The sequence below is a fragment of the Streptomyces sp. ID05-26A genome (assembly GCF_033794685.1).
In the GTDB taxonomy this organism is placed as follows: domain Bacteria; phylum Actinomycetota; class Actinomycetes; order Mycobacteriales; family Pseudonocardiaceae; genus Lentzea.
In genome coordinates, this window is the sequence record NZ_JARAYZ010000002.1 from 2,145,961 (window position 1) to 2,167,722 (window position 21,762).

The window sequence follows — 21,762 nt, forward strand, 5'->3', positions numbered from 1 at the left end:
TCTTCACGTGAAGCGTCAAGATTCCGCAAGCATCACTCGGAGATCCGGGTGACAACCCCACGGCCGAGGTCGCTGTCGAACCGCGTTCCCACCGTGATCGAGACGGGTGTGCCCAGCTCGAACACCGCCACCGACGTGCGTGGGGCGTTCCCGGTGAGCACGCGCACCGACGCCGTGTCGTGCGCAGCGCCGAAGTTGATGTCCACCGACGAGGGCTGCGTGCCCTCACGCGCCATGAGCACAGCTTGGAACTGTGTGCACGGGACCGGCCCGACCTGACCCATCGACCGCCGCAACACCATCTGCCGGATCAGATGTGCCAGTTCGAGGACCTTCTCCCCCGAGTCCGGCCTCACCACGAACGCGTCGGGATAGTCAGCGCTCAGATCGAGTTCCGAGGTCCTCTTGGCGTAGGGGTGCCGCATCACCGCGCCGACCGCGTGGGCGACGCCAACCGAACGGGCGAGGCTCACCTGTGCTTGCAGCGTGAAGGTCGGCCCAGTCGCATCGTCGGTCACGGCGACGACGCAGTCGATCGGATGCCGGGAGGTGATCAGGGACTCGACTGGATCGCCCGAACCCACCACCTCGAAGCGCTCCTTGCCGAACGCCGTCCGCAGCTGGTCAGCCAGCTGGGCTCGTGGCTCTCCCAACAGGACTACGGTGCGCCCGTGCGTGTCCTCGCGCAACGCCACTGCCGACGCGTTGTCCGGATCCAGCCGGACAGCGTCCTCCGCGCACCTTCCGGCTTCGTGCCATCCACCGACGGCGAGCCAGCCCCGCCCGACCCTCACCAGGAAGTTCGCTGCCTCTGCCGGGGCGGCCTGAGCTCGCTCCGTCAACGCCCGGACGTGGGGCCGCAGCTGTTCGAGTGCCTGCCTGTCGCCAGAGACCGGCAGGCGTTCCATCAGCGACGAGATCAGGGCCGGCCCGCTCATCGTGTCGCGCGCGAAATCGCGGATGACCGGGTGCACATCGAAACCGTCGGGTAGAACCTTGATCATCGACATCCGGGCGAGCTCTCTGACAGCCTCGTCGAACTCCTGCTCGGTGCCGGTTACCACACGGCTGAGGAGGTCGTGGGCGATCGGCGACGGATCGAGGAGCGACAAGGCGCGCAGCACGGAGCAGGCGGCGGTGTTCTTCCGGTCAAGCTGTTTGAAGGCATCCGACAGGACGCCGACCAACGACAGCGTGCGCTCCTTCACCGAGCGCGGGTAGTGCGCATCTCGCATCCCGTACTTCACGCAGGCGAGCGCGAGCGGCAGGTCACCGACCTCCTCTGCGATCAGACGTGCGTTCTCGACATCCAAGAACGCGACGGACTGCTCCCTGGAGAGCGGCCCCACTTCGACCATGCTGCCGTGTTCTGCCCAGTCGCGGTTCCGGGACGTGACGATGACCTTCCCCGAGCCGCCTCCGGGGAACAACGCCTTCGTCGCGCCGACGTCGTCGAAGCCGTCGTAGATGAGCAGGAACGTTCCGAGGTTCGCAAGTTCTCGCACCACTTCGTGCGGTTGCACCCCGAGCCGGTCCGCCAGCAGCGCGGTGTCGCCGAGGATGGTCTTGGCCCGGAATCGCCACACGATCCGATAGTCGCCGCGGTGGTCGGCCGCGTACCGCAACGCGAGCATCGTCTTGCCCGCGCCCGGCATGCCGACGAGTGCGGTGATCCGCTCGTCCAGCGGCCCCACCTGCTCGTGGCGATGCACGAGGTCGTCGGGAGGATCCGGAACGTTGCTCCACCGATGCGGCAACACCGGCATTCGCAGTGTGTAGCCGAGGCGCGCCAGCAGCGCCGACTTGACGTCCCTGTCGTCCATGTCCACGACGTCCAGCGAATCCCTGCCCAGCAGGAACTTGGACGGCGTGGCGCCGTCGACCCGCACCGCCAGGAACGGAACGCCCTTGGACACGGCGTCCGCCCACAGGCGCTCCACGGCCGGTGATCCCGTGGAATTCCGCGACCACACGGCGATCACGCGGTGGAAAGGCTTGGTGATGGGCTGTCCCGGAGTCGTGATGAGGACGTGTTCGCCCGCGTCCCGCAGGAACCGCCCGAGCCGCTCCCCCCAGGCGTAGTCCGTCGACATGCAGCTCACCAGGACGCTGCGCGGTCCCGGTTCCTGCTCGGGTTCCTCCGCCACGACGACAGTGTCGACGATCGACAGGTAGGACTCGACCGGCACCTCGGCGAACGTATCCTCCGCGCTCAACCGCACGCGGAACAGCGCCTTCAACCCCGGATAGCGCTCGGCGAACTGGTCGGCGCGGCCCCTCAGCACGTCGTCGACTTCCAACTCCGGTTGCCGGTAGACCTGTTCCAACTGGGCGAGCAACGCGTGGTCGTTGACGGCCTCCCGGTACACCTGCCGGAACTGAGCCTGGAGCATCACCAGCTTGGCGAGCACGGAAGGCACCGTTGCGAGGTCCGCGGACACTCCCCTGAGCATCGTGAAGGCCTGAACGCTGCGCTTGATACGCCGGGGGTTGTAGGGCGCGGTGCCGCGCAGGATCGGCAGGCACGCCAGCACCGCCTCGTCGGAGGAGATGCTGCGGATGTACGACTCCACCCGGCCCTCCGCCGGCGGCGGCAGCGAGTAGGGCAACTGCACGATCTTCTCGAAGAACGTCTCGCCCAGCTCTCCGACCGAGGGCAGGTCCTTGTACTTGACCCGGATCGCATGCTCGATGACCTCCCGGTCCACCGCGAGCAGGAAGACGCAGCCCGGCTCATCCAGCACGAGCTTGACCGTCTCGATGATCTGCAAGGTCTGCTCCGGCAGGCACCGGTCCAGGTCGTCGATGATCACGACCAGCGGGTTCTTGCGGTAGACCACCTCCAGCACGCCTTGGAACTCCGCGGTGAAGTCGTCCAGCAGCGCTGCCTGTGAGCGGTGGGCCCGGCTGCGGCGGAACGCGCCCAAGTCCGCGCCGAGCTTCACGTCGAACAGTTTCAGCAGCGCTTCCGGTTTCGTGCCCAGTGCCGCGACGACGCCGACCAGCACACGGTTCCAGGGCGAGTCGAGCAGCGGGTTGCCCACGAGCCACCCGGTCACCGGGTTTCCGGCGACCGGGACGAGGCTGATCGCCATCAGGATCAGCACGGCGAGCATGACGACCTTGATGGCGATCGCCCCGAGTTTGCGGAACAGCTCGAAGAACCCCGCGCCGAAGTCGATCGACCGAAGCCAGATTCGCAGGCGCACGTCCGGCGCTCGGTACCAGGGCACGCTCCGGCGGGCCTCCGCGACGATCTTCTCGATCAGCGCCGCCCAAAGGTTGTCGTCGCGCGCGTACTTCCAGGCGTTGAACCAGATCGGGCGCACCCGGAACCCGGACAACTCCTTCTCGACCAGCTTCAGGAACGTCGTCTTGCCGCTGCCCCACTCGCCGTAGACGCCGATGGTCCACGGTGTCGTGGACCTGTCGGTGGCCGCGATGGTCCGGGCGAACGGCACGGCGAACCGGTCAAAGCCGAGCTGGTCGATCGAGGCGGGTGTGTCGGGCACTGGCACGGGCATGTTCGTTTGTCGCCCAACGGTGCCGTTTCGCTACCTCACGCGGTACCAGCGGCAGTCGTAGGGCGCGAGGTCGACCTTGGCCCCGATCTTCGCCGGCTTCAGGTCCTTGCCGGTGAGCACGTTCGTGAGCATCCCTTCCGCAGGCACCCGCACCGTGACCTCCTGGTCCGTGAGGTTGTGCACGGCGATCACGGCGCCACCGTCGCAGTCGGCGCGGTGGGCGAACACGGTCGGGTCACCGACGTCGAGCACCTGGACTGCGCCCCAGGCCAGCTCCGGGCACTCCCGGTAGCACTCGACCATTCGCCGCATCCAGGTCAGCAACGAGTCGGGGTCGTGGCGCTGCTCCCCCGCCGCGTCCCAGTCCATCGGTACCCGGACCGCGAGCCTGCCTTCCAGCGACAGGTCCTCCTCCAGGCCGATCTCCTCGCCGTAGAACAGCACCGGCGTGCCCGGCAGGGTGAAGAGCAGGCTGTAGACCATGCGGATGCGGCGCTGGTCGCCGTCGAGCATGCCGGGCAGCCGCCGGCGCAGGCCGCGGCCGTAGAGCTGCATCTTCTTGTCGGGGCCGAAGGCGTCGAAGACCTCCTGGCGTTCGTCGAGCGGCAGCTTGTCCAGCGTCAGCTCGTCGTGGTTGCGGACGAACGTCGCCCAATGGCCGTCGCGCGGTGGCTCCGGCCGTTCCTGCAGGGCCTTGGCCAGCGGACCGCTCGACTGCCGGGCCAGGGCCAGGTACATCGCCTGCATGCCGACGAAGTCGAAGCACATGGTCAGCTCGTCGCCGACGCCCTGGCCGTAGAAGGCCATCGTGTCCTTGTACGGCAGGTTCACCTCGCCCAGCAGCACGGCCTCGCCGTTGCGGCGGTTGAGGAACGCCCGCAGGTCGGTCAGGTAGTCGTGCGGGTCGGGCAGCGCGACGGCGTCCGCGGGGTCGTTGTGCTCCAGCAGGAACGGGACGGCGTCGACGCGGAACCCGCTCAGGCCCAGCTCCATCCAGAAGCCCATGATGCGGGCGATCTCGTCGCGCACCTCCGGGTTGGACACGTTGAGGTCGGGCTGGTGCTTGTAGAAGCGGTGCAGGTAGTACTTCCCGACCTCCTCCGAGTACTCCCAGAGGCTGTTCTCCTTGTCGGGGAACGTGATGCCCTGCGGCCCGTCCTCCTGCGGCTCGTCGGCCCAGACGTACCAGTCGCGCTTGTCCGGGTCGTGGAACCACGGGTGCTGGTCGGACGTGTGGTTGACGACGAGGTCCGCGATCACGCGCATGCCTCTGTCCCGTGCGGCACGCACGAACTCCACGAAGTCGCCCAGCGAGCCCAGCCGTGGGTCGACGCCGTAGAAGTCGGTGATGTCATAGCCGTCGTCGCGTTCGGGCGTCGGGTAGAACGGCATCAGCCACACACACGTGACGCCTAACGCGTGCAGGTGGTCAATGCGTTCCGTGGCGCCGCGGAACCCCTCCTCGGAGAAGGTCTCCACGTCGAGGCAGTAGAGGACGGCGTTCTTCCACCAGACGTCGGACGTGCGGATCACGCGGTCACCTCCGGCAGCACGTGCTCGCCGAACGCGTCGACGAACGGGATCAGGTCCTGGCCGACGTGGTGCAGGTAGATCTCCTCGAAGCCCAGCTCGGCGCACTCGTGCAGCTTCTCGGCGTGCCACTTGAGGTCGGCGGACACGTTGACGACCTTGGCGACCGCTTCGGGCGTGACGTGCTCGGAGACGACGTCGAAGTGCTCGGCCAGTTCGAGGTCCCAGCACACGGGCGGACGGAACACGTTGCTGCGCCACTGTTCGTGCGCGATCGCGAGAGCCGTGTCCTCGTCCTCGGCCCAGCTCAGGTGCATCTGCAGGTGGAGCTTGCCCTTGCCGCCGGCGTCCCGATAGGCGTCCGCGACCTCGCGCAGACGTTCGGGCGGCGCGTTGACGGTGATCAGCCCGTCGGCCCACTCGGCGCACCAGCGTGCGGTCGCCGGGCTCACCGCGGCACCGATCAGCAGGGGCACCTCGTCGGGCAGCGTCCAGAGCTTCGCCCGGTCGACCGTGACCAGGCCGTCGTGGCTGACCTCCTCGCCTTCGAGAAGCGCGCGGATCACGTCGACGCACTCGCGCAGCCGTGCGGTGCGCACGTCCTTGCGGGGCCAGCCGTCACCGGTGATGTGCTCGTTGCTGGCCTCGCCGGTGCCGAGCGCGGCCCAGAACCGGCCGGGGTTCATCGCGGCCAGCGTGCCGATCGCCTGCGCGGTGATGGCCGGGTGGTAGCGCTGGCCTGGGGCCGTGACCACGCCGAACGGGAGTTCGGTGGCCTGCAGTGCCGCGCCGAGCCAGGACCAGGCGAAACCCGACTGCCCCTGGCGGGCGCTCCACGGCGAGAAGTGGTCCGAACTCATCGCCGCGCCGAACCCGGCCTGCTCGGCCCTGCGCACGGCGGTCAGCAGCTCAGTGGGGTGTATCTGCTCGTGGGACGCGTGGATGCCATAGACCGTCATGAGCCTTCAGGTACCCAGCGAAGAAGTTTCGGAAAAGTGGTGAACCGACTCCGAACGGCATCCGTGTTGAGTGCAGCACCCTCACCGCGGAGGAGGAACAGCGATGTTCAACGAGACTCGGGTCGGCACAGCCACGGTCGTCCAGTTCGTCAGGCCGGACGGCTCGGTCGAGCCCATGAGCGTCGACCTCCAATATCGTTCCGACGATCCGCATGCCGTGACCTTGCGTTTTCAGGCGCGGGACCAGGAGTCGATCTGGCTCGTCGGCCGCGAACTGCTCGCCGACGGACTGCTGTCGCCGACCGGGCTCGGGGACGTGCGGCTGCGGCCGGGCGACGGCGACGTGCTCGTGCTGGAACTGTTCACCGAGGACTCGCACGCGGTGTTCCACCTGTCGGCGGCCGAGTTGGAGCGGTTCCTCGACTCCACCTATGCGGCGGTGCCGGCCGGGCGTGAGGTCCTCGACTTCGACCTGTTGATGAAGGACCTGCTCGGCTAGAGACGGAGCCCCAGGACGAGCTTGTCCGCGGAGTCGACCACGCGAAAACCGAGGTGCTCCCAGAAGCCGATCGCGTGTGTGTTGTGGTGCCGCACGTGCACATGCACGCCCTTCTCCAGGCGTTCGAGCACGCTGCGGACGAGGGTGCCGCCGAATCCCTTGCCCTTCGCGCGGGGCAGCAGGTTCGCGTGCATGTGCGCCGGATAGTCCCTCGTGATCATCAGATCGGCGCGGACCGGCTGGTGGATCTGCTGCACGATCCGGTTCGGGCTCGCCGTCATCGGGTAGCGGACGCGCAGGTCAGGCCACCAGTCGCGGTCGCAGCGGTCCTCGAAGGCCTCCGTGTCGGACGCCGCGAGCGCGTACCCGCACACCCCTTCGTCGTCCTCCGCCACGAACACCAGGTCGGGCTCGAACGCCGCGTACGGGCCCACGTAGGCGTGGCCCATCAGGCGCGGGTCGTCGAACAGGTGCCGCACGCCCAGGCCGCCGTCGCCGGTGTCGAGGCAGACGTCGTACAGCGCGTCCAGGTCGGCGGGCCGGTACGCGCGGATCACGTGAGCTCGCGCCGCTCCGTGATGACGACCGGACCCGCGTCGACGTCGATGATCTCGCCCTCGACGACCTGACCGGCGCCGAAGCGGCGTTCGTGCTCGAACTTGAGCGCCGCCGCCTCCGCCTTGCGCGCGATCCGGCGGCTCACGAGCTTCCTCGTGGGCGGGAAGAGCAGGAACAACGCGGCCACGTCGCTGATGAAGCCGGGCACCATGATCAACGCACCGGCCGCCGCGATCAGCACGCCGTCCGCCATCTCCTGGTGGGGCTGCTGGCGCTGGAACGCCGCCTCGCGGAACGCGGCCATCGTCTGCGCGCCCTGCCGGCGCACCAGCGACAGTCCGACGAGGGTGCCGAGCAGGAGCAACGCGATCATCCAGAGCCCGCCGATGGCGTTGCCGACGGCGACCATGACCGCGATCTCGGCGAACATCCCGAGCAGCAGCAGCGCGAAGAGGGGCATGCCTGTTGAACGCACGACGGCCCGTCTTTGCTCCCGACCCATCTTCCACCAGCGCTGGAGCTGAAATATTTACGGCGCGCTAGCGATATGACAGGATATCTTTACGCGACCTCGACGCTGAGGAGTACGGATGACCGCGCTGCACGACGCCCCCACGGCGCTGGAGCGGCTGGACCGCCAGCCGTACACGTACGTCCGCCGGGAGCTGGTCGAGCCGGACTGGCGACGCTTCCCCGGCTGGTCCCACGTGACCGAGGCGCAATGGCGGGACGCCCAGTGGCAGCGGGTGAACTGCGTGAAGAACGTGAAGCAGCTCCGCAAGGTCGCCGGCGACCTGCTGACCGACCGGTTCTACGACGACCTCGCCAAGGACATGGACGCCTTCGCGACGATGTCGATGCTGATCCCGCCGCAGATGTTCAACACGATGGCGGTCGACGCCGAACTTTCTCCCGACGCCTTCACCGAGGCGTTCCTGGCCGACCCGGTCCGCCGCTACATGCTGCCGGTCTCGTCCGACCGCGACCCGAACTGGCCGTCGCACCCGCACTCCCAGCGCGACTCGCTGCACGAGGCCGAGATGTGGGTGGTCGAGGGCCTGACCCACCGCTACCCCACGAAGGTCCTCGCCGAGATGGTGTCGACCTGCCCGCAGTACTGCGGGCACTGCACCCGCATGGACCTGGTCGGCAACTCGACGCCGTTGATCGACAAGCACAAGCTCTCGCTGAAGCCGGTCGACCGCCAGGACCAGATGATCGAGTACCTGAAGAAGACCCCGGGCGTCCGCGACGTCGTGGTCTCCGGCGGCGACGTGGCGAACGTGCCGTGGCCGCAGCTCGAGTCGTTCCTGATGCGCCTGCTGGACATCGACACGGTCCGCGACGTCCGCCTGGCCACCAAGGCCCTTGCGGGGTTGCCGCAGCACTGGTTGCAGCCGCGCGTCGTCGAGGGCCTGGAGCGTGTGGCCCGCACGGCCTCACGCCGTGGCGTGAACCTCGCGATCCACACGCACGTGAACCACGCCCAGTCCGTGACACCTCTCGTCGCCGAGGCAGCTCGTACGGCCCTCGAGGTCGGTGTGCGGGACGTGCGCAACCAGGGTGTGCTGATGAAGGGCGTCAACGCCACGTCGGACGACCTGCTGGACCTTTGCTTTGCGCTGCAAGGGGAAGCGAACATCCTGCCGTACTACTTCTACATGTGCGACATGATCCCCAACGCGGAGCACTGGCGGGTGTCGGTGTGGGAGGCGCAGGAGCTGCAGCACGCGATCATGGGCTACCTGCCCGGCTACGCGACGCCACGGATCGTGTGCGACGTGCCGTACGTCGGGAAGCGGTGGGTGCACCAGCTCGCGGAGTACGACCGTGAGCTCGGGATCTCCTACTGGACCAAGAACTACCGGACCGGGATCGAGCTCGAAGATCCCGAGGCGTTGGATCGCCGTTACCCCTACTACGACCCGATCTCCACGCTTGGCGCGGCCGGCCAGAAGCGGTGGGCTGACCAGACCTGACAGGTCACCGACGGGGCCGTTTTCGGGACATCTTCCGAAGGCGGCCTCATCGGTATGTTTTGCCTGTTCACTACCCGACAGCGGAGACTCCGTCCTGCGCTTTCTCCCCACCTCCGCCGCCGCCGCATCGTTCACCGACGTCTCCGCCGCGGGCACCAGCACGCTCTGCGCGGGCGTCGGCGTCGCGGTGCTCGTCGCCTGGGTCGTGACCGCGCTGGGCGACCGGCTTCAGGAAGAACACGAGGTACAGCACGCCGGCGACGACCGCGCAGGCACCGGAGATCAGCAACGTCGCCTGGTACGCGCCCTCCGCCAGTTGCAAGCCGTACAACTGGGCCGCTACACCACTGCCGGCGAACAGTCCGAACTTCTGCGCGCCGTTCACAAAACCCTTGCTGGCGTTGGGCACGTCGCGGTTGGTGACGAGGTCGAGCACCGGCATCTGCGAGTAGTGGACGCCCTGCCGAAGCAGGTACGGCACCATGAAAGCAGCGGCACTGGCGCTGAACATGCCCCACATCTGCAGCGGCAGGACGAGGATCAGCGCCACGCCGGTGACCGCGACCGGGCCGACGCGCTTGAGCAGTGGTGCGAGCACCAGCACCGCGACGGCGCTCGTGATCCGTTCGAGCGCCATGAGGTAGCCGAGGACGTCGACCGAGACGTCGAACATGCCGGTCACCAGCAGGTTGAAGAACCGCACACCCAGTACGGAGAACGCTCCGACACACGCGGCGACAGCGACCACCGGCCACACCCTCGGCCGCGGGACGTCCTCGTCCGCCGCCGGCACCGCCTCCGTCCGGACGGCTGGGCGTTCCCTCATCCCGATGCGTGCCAGACCGATTCCCAGCCCGAGCAGCGCGGCGACGATCATCGGTCCCTGGTAGCCGTCATTGCCGGTCCACCTGACCAGGCTGCCGCCGAGCAGATTGACGAGCGCCGAACTCGCGAGGAACCACACGAACCCCCAGCGGAACATGGCGAACCGCTGTTCCTCGGCCGGGTTGTTCCTGGCGACCAGCGCTGTCACCGTCGCGAGCATCACCGGGGAGAAGATGTTCGCGGCGGAGAACAGGACCAGGTTGCCGGCGAACGACGTGGTGAACGGGAACAGGATCATCGTGACGCTGAGACCGAAACTGGTCCACAGCATCGTTCTGCGCTGCCCGACCCGGTCAGCGAGCCAGGACAGCGGCACGACGGAGACGGCCATGACGATGAACCCGACCATCATGATCGTGCCGATCTGGCCGGCCTCGATGCCCACCTCGCGGAGGTACAGGTTGTAGAACATGTCGAACGTCCCGGTGGCCAGGCCGTAGGCGACCTGGCTGATCAGGTAGTGGACGTTCGTGCGGTCAATCGACTTCATAGAAGGCCGCTCCATCGAGGTGGCGAATCGTGGCGAAGTCCCGCATGACAACGCTTTCCAGGTCGTGCAGCAGGTAGATCGCCGCGGGGAAGGTGAAGTCGTCGACCGTCTCGACGAGCTGGTCGCCGGGCTTCACGAACACCTTGATCTCCCGCACGCTCTCCATCCGCTCGACGCGGTCGAGGTGGCGGTAGGAACGCAGCCGTCCCCGCACCGGGGAGACCAGGCCGACGCACGCCGCGTGGCGCTCGACGCGGTAGTCGTCGGAGTGTCGGGCGAGGAACTGCTCAGGCCGGGCGTAGGCCTGCACGGTCCACTCCAGCTGGCCACCGTCGACGGCGTGCCGTGCCAGGTTGGGGAGATCGCCGCCGCACACCCGTGCGCCGACCTCGATGAGCGCCGGCCCGTCCGGGGTGAACTTGACCTCCATGTGTGCCGGGCCGTGCCGGATGCCCAGCGCGTCGAGCACTCCGAACGCGTACTCGACCAACGCGTCCTGCACCGCACCCCGACGCGGCAGCAGGTACGAGCCCTCCAGGAGGTCCAGCACGCCGTTGGCGGAGACGTGGCTCGTGCGCCAGATGTCGCAGACGCGGTGGTTGCCGTCCAGGCTCACGGTGTTCACGTAGTACTCGATGCCGTGCAGGTACTCCTGCGCCACTACAGCGACGTTCCGGGTGGACAGGGCACTGTCCGCGCCGAGGATCGACCGCAGTGCGGCAACGGACTCCTCCGGGGAGTCGCAGAAGAACACGCCGTCGTTTCCCGCGCTCTTCAACGGCTTCACCACGATCCGGCCGCCGACCTCGGCGTGCCAGGCGGCCAGCTCGTCGGTGTCCGCGGTGCGGATCTGGTGAGCGGCACGCAGACCCGCGGCCCGGACGGTCTCGATCATGCGGTGCTTGTCCCGCCGCGCCTCGCTCAGCTCGGTGCCGTTCGACCTCAGACCGAGCCGCTCGCTGAGCTCGTCGGCCAGTTCGACGCCGCTCTCGATACCGGCGATGAGGTGGGTGAGCTCGTGCTTCTCGAGCTGCCGCACCGTGTGCTCGAAGTCGCCCTCGTGCACCACGTTGTCCACGAAGTCGTCGCGCTGGAACGACGCCGAGTACACCTTCGGGATGGCCGGGGTGCTCTGCACGTGCACGACGTCGAATCCGGCGGCGTGGAACTCCGGTGCCATCCTGTGCGCGGACGAGTAGGCATCGACGATGGCGATGCGGGGCCGGGCTGTCATCGTTCTCCTCGTGAGATCTGGTTCATCCGGTCCACGCCTCCACACCGGCGGCCGCGTTCCTCAGCACCGAGGTGAGCTCGTCCGCGACCGCGCCGACAACGGCGTCCTCGATCAGGTAGAAGTGCCCGCCGTCGAACAACCGGGGCACCGTGCGCGCATGCGATCGCCAGGCGTCCAACGACCGCGCCGGCACCAGCGGATCCCCGGTCCCACCGAGAACTCTCGTCCGCACCGGGATTCGCGTGCCCGCAAGACTCTGCCGGGCTTCGGCCGCGAGCTCACCGTCTGCCTGCAGCAACGCGTCGAGCCGGCTTCTCCACTCAGGCGCGTCCAGCAACTCCGCCGGCGTCAGCCCCGCCACGGTCAGCACGTCGCCAACCGGGTCGACGGCGATCGGCGGCTGTGCGCTGAGCACCACGCCGGTCACCCGCCCTGGCGCGCGCACCGCCATGAGCGCGGCGAGCAGGGCGCCCAAGCTGTGTCCGAAGAGGACGGTCGGCACCGCGGGCAGATCGGCGAGCTCCCGGTCCACAGATTCCAGCACGGTGTCCAGCCGAGTCCGGGGATCCTCATCGATCCGGTGCTCACGACCCGGCAGCACCACGCCGCGCAGATCAACCCACGCGGGCAGCCTGTCCATCAGTCGCTGCAGGCTGCTCGGACCGCTGCCGGAGTGCGGGAAGACCACGAGCCGCGCCATCGGCAGATGCCATTGCTCGCGCATCGCCCGCACCCAGCGCGTGCGAACTACCACGCGACATCACCGTTCACCAGCCGCCGCACCAGTTCGCCGAACCGCGCGACCACCGCCTGAGCCACCGCGTCCGGAACCACCGCCCGGTCGTACTCCAGCACGCCGGCAAGGCCACCACCGCGGTAACCGAACGACAGCGCCGTGCGGAACAACCGGTCCGCCGGGCTGTAGAACTCCAGGATCGGAGCCACCTGCGGCACGCCGGCCGGGCGCACCAGGGACGTCGTGCTCCCCGCGAGCACACCGCTGCCACTGGCCGTGTTCTGCAACGCGAACAAGGCCTGCACCGGCAGGTCGTCGAGCCGGCGGCGCGGCACCGACTGGCATTCCATGGCGAGGATGCAGCCTTCCCGCACCTCGCTCATCGCGGCGTCCACAGTGGACTCCGCATGCGCGCCTCCGTACACCGGCAGCGCGTTGGCGAACATGCCCACGGTCCGGGAGAACCGCGGGTCCGTCCGTCCCGCGAGCGGCGTCCAGACCGGAGCGACGCTGTCCAGAAGCCCCTCCGCCGCAACGGCGTGCCGGTAGACGGCGAGCAGCATCATGTGCGTGGTGGTGGCGGATTCCTTGCCCAGCTGGGTGATCGCCTCGTGCAGGTCGGGTGGCACGACGATGTCCAGCGAGCCGATGTCGGGATCCGAGACCCTGCGGGTGCACGGCGAGGAAGCGGGAAGAGCCTTGGCCCGCACCCGTCCCTGCTGTTCCTCGGCTTCAGGGCCGGTCAGCCATTCCCGCTGCCACTCCGCGTACTCGCCGAACGGTGTCGGCACCGGCTCGTCGACGTGCCCGTTGTAGCGGGCGGCGAAGTCGTCCCAGATGAGCCCGAGCGAGTAGCCGTCCACCACCGCGTGGTGGAACGACCACACGAGCAGGTGCGGCCCTCGCCGCGCCATGAGCAGTTCGGCTCGCGCGAGAGCCCCACCACCGCGCAGGTCGAAGCTGTCCGTCTGATGCCTGCTCAGCGCCGCTCGCACGACGTCGTCGTCCGCCTCGTCGGTGGTGCGCAACGTCAAGGGGAACGCCGTGTCGGCACTCACGGCCTGGACCCACCGCCCGGCGTCCTCGCGGAAGGTGGTCCGCAACGCGGGATGCCGCTCGAGCAGGGCGTCGTGCGCGGCCCTGAGCCGTTCGACCGACACGGCGCCCTCGATGCGGAAAGCCAGGTGGATGCCCGCCGCCACGCTGCCGGGGTGTGCGCTCGCGCAGTCCAGCATGTCCTGCTGCGCCGCCGTCACCGGGTACTCGTCACCGAGCAGCTCCGCGAGGAGCAGCAGGTCCTCTTCGGACAGCTGGTCGAGATCGACGTCGTTCACGGCGTCTCCTCCGCGAGCAGCGCGTGCAGCCGGTTCCCCGCCTTGTCCGACCGCTTCTCCTTGCCGTCGACCAGGACGGCGAGCCCACGGGCGGTGGGGTCGCGGAAGAACTCGCCGATCGTGACGCCCACGTCGAACCGCCGCGAGATCGACGCGGTGACCTGGGTGGCCTGCAGCGAGTTCCCGCCCAGTTCGAAGAAGCTGATGTCGGGGTCGACACCCGCGCGCAGCAGGACCGGCCCGATCACCTCCTCGACCAGGATCCGCTCGGTCTCGGTGAGTTCGCGCACGGGCTGGGCGACGGGCTGTGTCGTCAGGTTTTTCCGCAGCAACCGTTCCAGTGCGGTCTGGTCGACCTTCCCGTTCGGCGTGAGCGGGATGTCGTCGACCCGCACCAGCCGCGCCGGCACCGCGTAGCGCGGCAGCAGACCGCCGACGTGCCGCAGCACCTCGGCGTCCTCGGCATCGCTGCCGACGACGAAGCCCACCATGATCCGGCCGAGCTCCGGCACGTCGAAGACCGCGGCGCAGGCGCGGGTCACCGACTCGTGGTCGGTGAGCGCCCGCTCGACCTCGGCGAGCTCGACCCGGAACCCGTTGATCTTCACCTGCCGGTCGGCCCTGCCGAGGAAGTCCAGGTCGTCGTCGCCCCGCCAGCGCACCAGGTCGCCGGTCCGATAGGCGCGTTCCCCGTCCGCACCGGGCTCGGCGACGAACACGCGTGCGGTCTGCTCCGGATCCCCGAGGTACCCGAGCGCCACGCAGGGACCGGCGATGACCAGCTCACCGGCCGCTCCCCTGGGCACCGCCCGCATCATCGCGTCCACCACGTGGGCGCGGTAACCGCGCATCGGCCTGCCGATCGGGGGATTCACCTTCCACTCCCCCTCGCAGCGCTTGAGCGTCACGGCGACCGTGGTCTCGGTCGGGCCGTAGCCGTTCCAGAACTCGCGGTCCGCACTCGCCCACTCCGCGACCAGCGAGCCGCGGAACGCCTCGCCACCGACGGACACCAGCCGCAGATCGGGCAGGTCCGGGTCGAGCTGCGGCATCAACGCGGGAGGCAGCTCCGCCACGGTGATCCGCTCGGCACGCAGGAACTCGCCCAGGAGCGCCGGATCACGGCGGGTGTCCAGATCCGGCAGGCACAGGGTGGCGCCCGCGGCGAGCGTGGCGAACACCTCGAACACCGACACGTCGAAACTCGGCCGCGCGAACCCGAGAACACGATCGCCGGGCCCGATGCGGTACGCCCGGTTGATCTCCGCGCAGAAGTGGGCCAGTGCGCTGTGCGGCACCTCGACGCCCTTGGGGTTGCCGGTGGTGCCGGACGTGAAGATCACGTAGGCGGAGTCGTCCGGTTGTGGCAGACCACCGAACTCGCCGGTGTGGCACGACGTGATCTCGACGGACGGCACGTGCGCCCGCTCGAGTCGCTCGAAGACCTCGGTCTCACCGACGAGCCACGCCGAAGCCGTCGCCTGGTCGGCGATCTGACGGAGCCGGGAGACCGGCGCGTCGACGTCCAGCGGAACGTACGCCGCGCCGAGCAGGTGCGTGCCGAGCATGCCTACCACGGCGTCCTCGGACTGACGGGCGAGCAGCACGACGCGGTCGCCCCGCCCGACGCCCAGTGCGGCGAGCCGTGCGGCGACGGCCCTGGACCGCGCGGTCAGCTCGGCGTAGGTCAGCGTGCCGACAGCTGCGGCGTCCGGACGCTCGGTCTCGTGACGCAGCAACGAGTCCCACACCGTCGGCGCGAACTCGTCCGCCGCACCGCCGTCGGCCAGTCGCACCAGCTCGCCTCGTTGCTGTGCGGTGACGAGGTCGTGCTCGTTCAGCTGAACGTCCGGTCGCGCCGTCGCGTTGTCCAGCAGCACGCGGAACGAGTCGACGAGCGACTGGATCGTCTCCTGCTGGAAGAGGTCCGGGTTGTACTCGACCGTGTAGCCGAGCCGGTCCCCCGCGTCGCGCACGATCAGGGACAGGTCGAACCGGGATCCCCCGTCGTGCAGCTTCTGGTGCGCGAACTCCAGTCCGTCGAACCCGATGCCGAAGCTGTCGACGGTGTCGGCCTCGTACGCGAGCTCGATCTGGAACAACGGCGTGCGGGACAGGTCACGCGGAGGGTTGACCGCCGCGACGATCTCCGAGAACGGCAGCTCGCGGTGGTCGATCGCGTCCAGCACGCTCTCCCGCGCCGCGGTGAGCTGGTCGCGCAGGCTGCGCTCACCACCGCCGGCGCACCTGATCGGCAGCATGTTGACGTAGAAGCCGACGCTGTCCTCCAGCCGGGGATCGGGCCGCAGGCCGAAGGGCGAGCCGATCAGGACGTCCTCGGTGCGCGTCCACCGGCCCAGCAGATGCGTGAACGTGCCGACGAGTGCCATGTAGGCCGTCACCCGCTGCTCGTCGCACAGTCGCCGGAACCGTTCCAGCGCGGCACCTTCGAGCAGCACGCCGTTGATCGCGTCGCCGCCGAACGTCTGCTCGGCCGGCCGGGCGTGGTCCGTCGGCAGCTCGGTGGGAGCGCAGTCACGCAGTTGGTCGCGCCACCACTTCGCGAGTGCCCCGCGCTTGCTCTTCAGCCGGGCGTGCTGCCAGGCCGCGTAGTCGCGGTAGTTCAGCTCCGGCCGCGCGAGCCCGGCACCGTTGAACGCGGAGGAGAGGTCGTTCAGGAACACGCCGACGGAGCCCGCGTCCCACGCGATGTGGTGCACCACCCAGATCAGCCGGTGCTCGTCTTCGGCGGTCCTCGCCAGCACGGCGCGGAACAGCGGGGACCTGTCGAGCCGGAACCGCCATCCGCGCAGCTCGTCGGCCAGCACTGCGAACGCGGCCTCGGGATCGTCCGCGGTGGTGAGGTCCTCGACGTCGAGCCGCCAGTCCAGGTCGTCGGCCACCCGCAGGTCCACCGGATCGCCCGCCACCAGCGAGGCGCGCAGGCTCTCGTGGCGGCCGACGACCGACGCCAGCGCGGCCCGCAGTGCGTCGACGTCGAGCCGGCCTCGCAGGATCCAGACGTAGGCGAGGTTGTTGGCGGCGGCCTGCTGGTCCATCCGGTCGATGAACCAGAGTTGTTGCTGTTGCACCGCTGCCGGCACCGGCGCGTTGGACGTGCGCGGTCCGAGAACGGGCTCCGCCGAGCGGCCCGCGGCGAGCCTGCGAAGCAACGCCTCGCGCTTGTCCTTGGGCAGTTTGGCGAGTTTCGTGGCGAGGTCGGTCATGGACGAGGCCCCCAGGCGTCGTTGGTGAACATGTCGTCGTCGAGCAGCGCGAGTTCTGCTTCGTCCAGATCGGACATCAGCTCGGCTTCGACGAGGTGGGCGAGTCTGCGCACGGTGGGCGCGGTGAAGAAGTCGCGGAACCCGACGTCCACGCCGAACTCGGCGCGAACGGCGGCCAGCATCCTGGTCACCAGCAGGCTGTGCCCGCCGAGACGGAAGAAGTCGGCAGCCGGTGTGACGACCGGCTTCTGCAGGATCTCCGACCACAGGCCGGCCAGCCGCTGCTCGATCTCGGTCTCGGGCTCGGACGTCTCCTCGTGGACGCCGGTGCCCACAGCGCGCTCGGCGGTCCGCTCGACGTCCAGCTTGCCGTTGCGGTTGTAACAGAGCTCCGACACCGCAACGATTTCCGGCACGAGCCCTGCGGGCAGGTGCCGTTCTGCGTGCCGTCGCAGTTCATCGGTGTCCACGGAGGACACGACGAACGCGGTGAGCCGGGGTGTCGCGCGCACCGCCACCGCGACGACCTGGTCGTGCTGTGACAGCACGTGCTCCAGGTGGCCCGGTTCCACCCGCACGCCACCGATCTTGAGCTGGTGGTCGCGCCGTCCGATCAGGTGCACGTCCCCCGCCGCGTCGCGCCACCCGAGATCGCCGGTGCGGTAGAACGGTCCGGCGATCTCGCCCGCGACGACACCCGCGGCGGCGAAGGCGCTGTCGTTCTGCTCGTCGCGGTATCCCAGCGACAGGTAGTGGCTCTGCACGACGATCTCGCCGACTTCTCCCGTGCCGGCGAGCCGGCTCCGGTCGTCCAGGACCAGGAGCCTGCTGGTCGGTGTGCCCACGCCGAGCGCGACGACGCCGGGCGACTCACCCGTCGCGTCCTGCGCGCTCATCACCTGCGGCGTTTCGGTGGTGCCGTAGACGTTCACCACGTGGGCGCGCGGGAAGACCTGCGTGGCGCGGGCGACGTCCGCACCGTGCAGCCGATCTCCCCCGCTCATGATCAGCCGGAGGTCGTCGACGGCACCGTTCGCACCGGCGGTGGCCGCGCCGAGGAGTCCTGGCGTCGTGTGCCACACCGTCACCCGAGCACGGCGCAACCAGTCGCTCAGTGCGTGGCCGTCCGCGCCGAAGTCGTCCTCCGGGATGCACAGCGTCGCGCCGTTGGCCAGCGGTACGAGGATGTCGCGCAGGCACGGGTCGTACATCAAGCCCGACAGCATGGCGAACCGATCGGCCGTGGTGATGCCGAACGTGGACGTCTCCCACCCGACGTGCCGGTCCAGGGAGGCTCGCGTGCCCAGCACGACCTTGGGACGGCCGGTCGTGCCGGAGGTGTGCGCGAGGTACGCCACCCCGGGTCGCACCGGCACCCCGCCGTCGCACAGCCGCAACGACAGACCGGTCAGCACGGCGGCGGGCCGCAGAGTCTCGAGGTGCGCGGCGAAAGCGGCTTCCGGCAGCGCGGCATCGACGACGGCGAACGGCACACCGTGTTCCAGCAGGGCCAGAACGGCGACCGGGAGGTCCGGCGTGCGCCGTGCGGCGATCACCACGCTCGTGGTCTGGTCCAGCCAGCTGTCCGCGAGCCCGCGGCGCAGTTCGTCGACCCGCTCCGCCAGTTCGCGGTAGGTCAGGTCACCGTGCCACCGCACGGCGATCCGGTCCGGATCAGCCGCGACCGCACGCCGGAACGACGCCGTCGCGGAACTGACGTCGCACACAGCGGGTGGTTCCGCGCTCTCCGCGGCGAGTTCCCGCCTGGCCTCGGAGTCGAGCCGCAGTTCTCCCAGCGGTCGCGTGTCGTCGAGGAACTGCTCCAGCACGGCGACGTACTGCTCGGCCAGTTCGCGCACGCTGTCGGCGTCGAACAGGTCCGTGCGGTAGACCCAGTGCAGGCCCAGCTCACGTGCACCGGGCTCGGCGTAGACGGCCAGGTCGAACTTGCTCTCCGGCCCGGTCTCGAAGCGGATCCCGGTCCGCACGCCGGGAATGCCGCCCTCGACATCGGGCGTGTTCAGCACGTTGAGAGCTACCTGCACCACCGGGTTCATCCCCGGCACCCGAGGCGGGTCCACGGCACGGACGACGTGGTCGAAGGGCAGCTCCGCGTGTTCGAGCGCGGTGAGCGCGGACGTTCGCACGGCGGCGATCGTCTGTCCCACGGTCAAGTCAGCGCCGAACGTGGCCCGGATCGGCACGGTGTCGACGAAGAAGCCGACCACCGACTCGAGTTCGGGCAACGGCCGGTCGCCGACGATGCTGCCCACCACGACGTCCTGCTGTCCGGTGAGCCTGAACAGCTGCGAGGTGAGCGCGGTCAGCAGCACGTGGAACGTCGTCGCGCCGTGCCGGGCTGCCAACTCCTGAAGCCGCCCGGTCGTCGCGGCGGGGACGGTGATCCGCAGGGAGCCGGCCGGGGTCGACGTCGCGTCCGCACGGATGCCAGACGCGGGCAGGGTCAGCGCTGTCGGCGCGCTGCCGAGGTAGTCGCGCCAGAACGCGGACAGCTCGTCGATCCGCCCGGACGTGAGCTGGTCACGTTGCCAGCGCACGAAGTCCTGGTAGGTCGCGGCCGGCTCGACCGGCTCGCGGCCGGTGTGGGCCGCGATGATCTGCTCCACCAGCACCACGTTCGACCAGCCGTCGCAGACGATGTGGTGCAGGCACAGGACGAGCCGGTGCTCGTCGTCGGCAAGCCTCAGCACCGTCGCGCGCACGAGCGGCCCGTGCTCCAGGTCGAACGGTTCGCGGGCGGCCTGTGCCACCCACTCGTCGGATGCGCGCCGCGGATCGGAGGCATCGGACAGATCGACGTGGCCGACCTGAGGCGGCGCACCGTCCGCACGCCGCATCGGGACGCCGTCCGGGTTCCGCACGTAGCGAGACCGCAGGAGCTCGTGCCGTGCGAGCACTTCCGCGGTGCGCTGCCGCAGCCGTGCCACGTCCAGCGGCCCGCTCAGCGTCACGTCGATCGGAACGCAGTAGGCGCTGCTGCGCGGTTCCACCGTCCACAGGAACCACAGCCGTTCCTCGCCGAAGGACAGCTCCTTGTCGCCGGACACCGGTTCCGAGCGCTCGGGGAGGTGCAGTGGCGTGGCCTGCCGGTGTCGCACCGCCGCCGCGACAGCGGGCACGGTGGACTCGCGCAGGATCGCCGACATCGGCACCACGACGCCGAACCGCTGCCGGAGCCGGGCGGAGATCCGGGCGGCGGTCAGTGAATGGCCGCCCAGCGACAACAGATCGTCGTCACGGGACGACGGCGCCGCTCCGCAGAGTTCGGTGAACATCTCCGCGACGACGCGCTCGACGTCATCCGTCCACTCGACATCGACCTTCCGCTCCACTGTGGACGCACTCGCCGCGATCACTTCACGCAGGCGCGGACGGTCGAGCTTGCCGCTCGGCAGCAGCGGCAGGCCGTCCAGCGCGACGACCGCCGCGGGCACCATCGCCGGGTGCAGTATCTCCTTGCAGCGCAGCCTGATCGCGTCCCCGTCGACGCCTGGCGGAACGATCGCGGCGACCAGCCTGCCGTCGACCACCTCGGCGCCGCACTGCGTCACGCCCGGCTGGGCCGCGATCGCGGCCTCGACCTCGCCGAGCTCGATCCTGACACCGCGAATCTTCACCTGGGCGTCGGCGCGACCGTGCACGGTGATGACACCGTCCGGCGCGACCTCGGCCAGGTCGCCGGTGCGGTACATCCGCGCACCCTCGGCGAACGGATCGGCCAGGAACGCCCGCCGGTTCTGCTCGTCGCGGTTGAGGTAGCCCGCCGCGACCGCCGTTCCGCCGAGGTAGAGCTCACCACTGCGAGCCGGATTTCCCTGCTCGTCCAGCACGTACGCGCGCACGCCCGGCAGCGGAGGCCCGACCGGTGGCGTGGTGTCGCTCGGGTCGCACCGGTGGATGGCGACGCACACGCTCGCCTCGGTGGGCCCGTAGCAGTTGAGCAGCGTGGGGACGGAGGCGAAGCGGCGCACGAGTTCGGCGCCGCAGCGTTCACCGCCGAAACCCAGTGCTTCCAAGGTGATCGGGCGATCGGCCGGAAGCCAGGACGCCACCGTGGGAGTGAGCAGTGCCGCGTCCACGCTGCCGTTGGTCAGCACGGTGTCGAGCTCCTCGACGTCGGCCACCACGAGCGTCGCGCCCGAGGTGAGCGCCATGAAGATCTCCCAGACCGCGGCGTCGAAGCTCCACGACGCGACCTGCAGCATTCGCTTGCCGTTCGCGAGCCCGAACCCACGAGCACCCGCCACGGCGACGTTCGCCAGTCCGTCGTGCCGGACCAGCACACCTTTGGGTCGCCCTGTCGAACCCGACGTGTAGATCAGATAGGCCACGTCGGCCGGTGCCGGTGCGCTCAGCCGCGCTTCAGCGGACAGATCCTCGAGGCGGCAGGACGGCACACCCGCGTCGAACTCGCCGTCGGTGACCACCAGTGCCGGCAGCGCGTCGTCGACGAGCATCCGAAGCCGTCCCAGCGGCAACAACGGATCCAGCGCGAGGTAGGTGGCTCCCGCGTGCAACACCGCCAGCGCCGCCACGACCGCTGCGCAGCCGCGGGTCATGTGCAACGCGACGACGTCACCGCGGCCGATGCCGCGCTCTCGCAGTCCTGCTGCCGCACTCGTCGCTTTGTCTTGCAGCTGTGCGTACGTGAGCGACTCACCGGCCGCGATGACGGCGACAGCGTCGCCGTTCTCACGCACGACGTCCGCGAGCAGATCCAGCACAGTCCGATCGCCGGCGACGGCAGGACCACCGGACCAGCCGCCCGCAATCTTCTCGATCATTT

13 protein-coding genes are annotated in these 21,762 nt (G+C 69.3%); 2 read left to right on the forward strand and 11 right to left on the reverse strand.

The annotated features are described in order from the left end of the window. Positions 1-32: 32 nt before the first annotated feature. From PV646_RS25480 to PV646_RS25490, 3 genes are read right to left on the reverse strand one after another with little or no spacing between them, the layout of a single operon-like run. Positions 33-3,518: a P-loop NTPase fold protein gene (locus tag PV646_RS25480; protein ID WP_500344704.1), complete on the reverse strand. Its 3,486-nt coding sequence runs from the start codon at positions 3,516-3,518 to the stop codon at positions 33-35. A gap of 36 nt (positions 3,519-3,554) precedes the next feature. After that, entirely contained in the window at positions 3,555-5,057 is a 1,503-nt protein-coding gene (locus PV646_RS25485) for an alpha-amylase family protein (protein ID WP_500344705.1), read from the reverse strand. Beyond that, positions 5,054-6,013 (reverse strand): TIGR03885 family FMN-dependent LLM class oxidoreductase, encoded by a 960-nt coding sequence (locus PV646_RS25490; protein WP_500344706.1) that lies wholly within the window; start codon positions 6,011-6,013, stop codon positions 5,054-5,056. The genes PV646_RS25485 and PV646_RS25490 overlap by 4 nt, the downstream gene beginning before the upstream one ends. Before the next feature lie 103 nt (positions 6,014-6,116). Here PV646_RS25490 and PV646_RS25495 point away from each other — a divergent pair, with 103 nt between their 5' ends. Next, complete coding sequence (locus tag PV646_RS25495; protein WP_500344707.1) at positions 6,117-6,512, forward strand: SsgA family sporulation/cell division regulator; 396 nt, start codon at positions 6,117-6,119, stop codon at positions 6,510-6,512. Here the strand turns inward: PV646_RS25495 and PV646_RS25500 are convergent. Together PV646_RS25500 and PV646_RS25505 are read right to left on the reverse strand one after the other, a co-directional pair. After that, positions 6,509-7,069, reverse strand: a complete 561-nt coding sequence (locus PV646_RS25500) for a GNAT family N-acetyltransferase (RefSeq protein ID WP_500344708.1) — start codon at positions 7,067-7,069, stop codon at positions 6,509-6,511. The genes PV646_RS25495 and PV646_RS25500 overlap by 4 nt on opposite strands. Further along, the gene (locus tag PV646_RS25505) at positions 7,066-7,530 is read right to left on the reverse strand and encodes an FxsA family protein (protein ID WP_500344709.1); all 465 of its coding nucleotides are present in this window, start codon (positions 7,528-7,530) and stop codon (positions 7,066-7,068) included. The genes PV646_RS25500 and PV646_RS25505 overlap by 4 nt, the downstream gene beginning before the upstream one ends. Positions 7,531-7,660: 130 nt before the next feature. On the opposite strand from PV646_RS25505, the gene PV646_RS25510 reads away from it, so the two are divergent. Continuing rightward, complete coding sequence (locus PV646_RS25510) at positions 7,661-9,049, forward strand: KamA family radical SAM protein (protein WP_500344710.1); 1,389 nt, start codon at positions 7,661-7,663, stop codon at positions 9,047-9,049. 70 nt (positions 9,050-9,119) lie between these two features. Here PV646_RS25510 and PV646_RS25515 read toward each other — a convergent pair whose 3' ends face one another. From PV646_RS25515 to PV646_RS25540, 6 genes are read right to left on the reverse strand one after another with little or no spacing between them, the layout of a single operon-like run. Beyond that, positions 9,120-10,424, reverse strand: coding sequence for an MFS transporter (locus PV646_RS25515; RefSeq protein ID WP_500344711.1), 1,305 nt, complete (start codon positions 10,422-10,424; stop codon positions 9,120-9,122). Further along, a complete protein-coding gene (locus PV646_RS25520) occupies positions 10,411-11,658 on the reverse strand; it encodes an ATP-grasp domain-containing protein (protein ID WP_500344712.1) in 1,248 nt (415 codons plus the stop codon). Before PV646_RS25520 ends, PV646_RS25515 begins: the two co-directional genes overlap by 14 nt. Before the next feature lie 22 nt (positions 11,659-11,680). Then, complete coding sequence (locus tag PV646_RS25525; RefSeq protein ID WP_500344713.1) at positions 11,681-12,412, reverse strand: thioesterase II family protein; 732 nt, start codon at positions 12,410-12,412, stop codon at positions 11,681-11,683. Beyond that, on the reverse strand, positions 12,406-13,728 hold the full coding sequence (locus PV646_RS25530; protein WP_500344714.1) for a condensation domain-containing protein: 1,323 nt from the start codon (positions 13,726-13,728) through the stop codon (positions 12,406-12,408). The genes PV646_RS25525 and PV646_RS25530 overlap by 7 nt, the downstream gene beginning before the upstream one ends. After that, positions 13,725-16,955, reverse strand: a complete 3,231-nt coding sequence (locus PV646_RS25535; RefSeq protein WP_500344715.1) for a non-ribosomal peptide synthetase — start codon at positions 16,953-16,955, stop codon at positions 13,725-13,727. The genes PV646_RS25530 and PV646_RS25535 overlap by 4 nt, the downstream gene beginning before the upstream one ends. Beyond that, a complete protein-coding gene (locus tag PV646_RS25540; protein WP_500344716.1) occupies positions 16,952-21,760 on the reverse strand; it encodes an amino acid adenylation domain-containing protein in 4,809 nt (1,602 codons plus the stop codon). The genes PV646_RS25535 and PV646_RS25540 overlap by 4 nt, the downstream gene beginning before the upstream one ends. Positions 21,761-21,762 lie beyond the last annotated feature (2 nt).

What these genes read in the sequence shown, in the direction of transcription:
- PV646_RS25490 (WP_500344706.1), bottom strand. Translation starts at nt 6,013, where the DNA reads ATGACGGTCTATGGCATCCACGCGTCCCACGAGCAGATACACCCCACT.
- PV646_RS25495 (WP_500344707.1), top strand. Translation starts at nt 6,117, where the DNA reads ATGTTCAACGAGACTCGGGTCGGCACAGCCACGGTCGTCCAGTTCGTC.
- PV646_RS25505 (WP_500344709.1), bottom strand. Translation starts at nt 7,530, where the DNA reads ATGCCCCTCTTCGCGCTGCTGCTGCTCGGGATGTTCGCCGAGATCGCG.
- PV646_RS25510 (WP_500344710.1), top strand. Translation starts at nt 7,661, where the DNA reads ATGACCGCGCTGCACGACGCCCCCACGGCGCTGGAGCGGCTGGACCGC.
- PV646_RS25515 (WP_500344711.1), bottom strand. Translation starts at nt 10,424, where the DNA reads ATGAAGTCGATTGACCGCACGAACGTCCACTACCTGATCAGCCAGGTC.
- PV646_RS25520 (WP_500344712.1), bottom strand. Translation starts at nt 11,658, where the DNA reads ATGACAGCCCGGCCCCGCATCGCCATCGTCGATGCCTACTCGTCCGCG.
- PV646_RS25535 (WP_500344715.1), bottom strand. Translation starts at nt 16,955, where the DNA reads ATGACCGACCTCGCCACGAAACTCGCCAAACTGCCCAAGGACAAGCGC.
- PV646_RS25540 (WP_500344716.1), bottom strand. Translation starts at nt 21,760, where the DNA reads ATGATCGAGAAGATTGCGGGCGGCTGGTCCGGTGGTCCTGCCGTCGCC.